The sequence below is a fragment of the Methylobacterium sp. B1 genome, from assembly GCF_000333255.1.
Taxonomy (GTDB): Bacteria; Pseudomonadota; Alphaproteobacteria; order Rhizobiales; family Beijerinckiaceae; genus Methylobacterium; species Methylobacterium fujisawaense.
Genome location: NZ_BACT01000548.1, coordinates 1 through 2,139, shown reverse-complemented (window position 1 = coordinate 2,139; position 2,139 = coordinate 1). Strand labels below are relative to the sequence as shown.

At 52.2% G+C, this 2,139-nt stretch carries 2 protein-coding genes and 1 pseudogene; all 3 read right to left on the bottom strand.

From position 1 onward, the window contains the following. Positions 1-685 (bottom strand): SGNH/GDSL hydrolase family protein (locus I53_RS36155; protein ID WP_374701335.1); only part of this gene is annotated, 685 nt, incomplete at its 3' end. A 13-nt stretch (positions 686-698) separates the two neighbouring features. Continuing rightward, the gene (locus tag I53_RS33300; protein ID WP_148291161.1) at positions 699-1,523 is read right to left on the bottom strand and encodes a WcbI family polysaccharide biosynthesis putative acetyltransferase; all 825 of its coding nucleotides are present in this window, start codon (positions 1,521-1,523) and stop codon (positions 699-701) included. 230 nt (positions 1,524-1,753) lie between these two features. Beyond that, positions 1,754-2,139 (bottom strand): annotated as a pseudogene (locus I53_RS33295) (hypothetical protein); the annotation flags it as partial.

Below are 2,139 nucleotides of genomic sequence, written 5' to 3'. Positions count from 1 at the left end.
CGTCGTCAACGGCGACGAGGTCTACACCTGCGCTCTCGGCGCGCTTGCGAAGCTCAGCGTTGAGCCGCGTGATGAAGCGGTGCCGCGAGCCCGGCATCCGGTGCTCGTTGCCGCCGAACAGGGGCGGAAATACAGGCAAGACGGTCTGCTGGATCACACGGCAACCGAGCCGATCCTGCGCCACTTGCCAGAGCATATGCAGGTGTGCGGCCGCCTGGGCTGGCCCGTTGTCAGCGCTGGCGATGTCAGGGAGGTCCGGAACGCCCTGAGTGAGATGTCGGGCATCAAGAGCCAGTAACACGGCGTCAGGAGCAAACGCGCGTAGTGCGTCGCTCGGCGTCTCAAGGTCGGCAACATACTGACCGTAGTCACCCTCCAGAAATGTGATCCAAATCCCACGGCGAAGGGCAGCGATCTTGATCGACGGCAGGAGATGGGACGTTGTTGACGAGCCGAGGACGGCGAGACGTACCGGACGCGTAGACAGATGCGAAGGTGCCTCAGGAAAGCGCTTCGTAAGCGAGTGAGCGAGCCTCGTTATACCAGCGTGATCAAGGTTCGTGAGCGACAGCGCTCTAAATTCCGACCAAGCCCGAATGGAATCAGAGTCTGTCGTAGCAGTGGAAGCACGCTGGCGCCAATCCTGCGGCGGGATGGGAAGCCAGTAAAGACTTGTAGGTCTCATAATATTCAATATCTCAACCCAGATGATGAATGTACATTTTTGTAAATTCTCCCCACGTAGGATGTCCCATCGGAGCGTAGTGATAACGCCTGTCAGGCTGAGCCCAATCGAGACCTAATTGGTCAGCGACCATGGGGTGAATCGGAACTTGCATAGTACCCCACCCGTCAAGCGAAGATGGATCGGGTAGATGTATAGATAATCTCAGCTTATCGCAGCAATAGGACATCAGCTCGCGATACAGCAATCCACTCGGATGGCCCAGCCAGTGAAACAATTGCTTCGATTTTGTGTTTTGGCGCAAAAATGCACCGAGCCCACATCCGTAAGTTTGATCAAGATTTTCTAAATTTTCATTTTCCATCTCAAGAAGTCGAGTGAAATTCTTTACTAGTCCGCGAACCTTCAAGTCTCGATAGGCATTAAATCGATCCTCATGATCGGCAATCTCATTGCGAAGCTTCGCGAGGACACCATCAGTGAAACGAACAGGCCCTCCGCGCGCTGCGTCAGCTTCTGCGATTGTGTCGCGGCCGTAGATTAGACCGTCAAAGGGCCAGAACGCCCGCCGAAGCAGATTGGGATAGCCGACGCGATGGACGCTATTCGGCACGAGCGTCCGCTCAAAATTCTCGGCTTCGGCAATGCCTTGGATGAAAATTGTGTCGGCAGCCTCCACCATTTTCATCATTTCAGGGCCTGGGACCGGAGTGATGTGAAAAGCGATAGGGTGGAACTCAAAATCATCTTTCAAAACCTCGACAGACGAGAAGAATCCGGCGAGATCAGTGGCGTTGCAATTGCCAGCAAATATAATTATTTTCTTAGATGATTTCATTGCTTCAATCTTAATTTTGGGTGTCGGGCCGCAGATGGTTGTCTGCGTCTCTCGATCGTATAGTATTAACACGCGCTTTATATGACAACCCCATTTTCGCCGAGTCCGCGTTGTGCAATTTTAATTTTCGATATGTTGAATATCGCACCCGCAAGTAGTCTTGCTGTCGACGGCGACGACAATATCTCAGGATATGTGTCAGACGTAGGCATGTGCTACAGAGCCAAAATTTAGACTTTTGTGGCAAACAGCATGTTGCCACATGCAAGTTCAGCGAAGGCTTCTTTGGATAATGCGTTGAGAAATTTCCACCAAAGTGGATCTTGCTGTGACATCGAGACTAGGTCGCTGACAGTCATCTGTGCGAATTCGTGCCTCAATCCTGGATCGTTTAGATTGTGGGCGAAACGGCCAAGCAACCATTGTATGCTGTAAGCTGCTGTTTGATGCGCTCCAGTGAAAGCAAGATCAACTGAGAACCCTTCATCTTCGAAGATCGAGGTGAGTCCTTCGCGTGTCGCATTGAAGAAGTGCGACGGATACCCATGCACAGGCTGCAAAAATGGGCAATCAATAAAAACTTGTCCGCCGGGGTTCAGCATTCGACGCATTTCCT

Excerpts from the sequence above, each read along its gene's own strand:
- I53_RS33300 (WP_148291161.1), bottom strand. The coding sequence starts at position 1,523 with ATGAAATCATCTAAGAAAATAATTATATTTGCTGGCAATTGCAACGCC.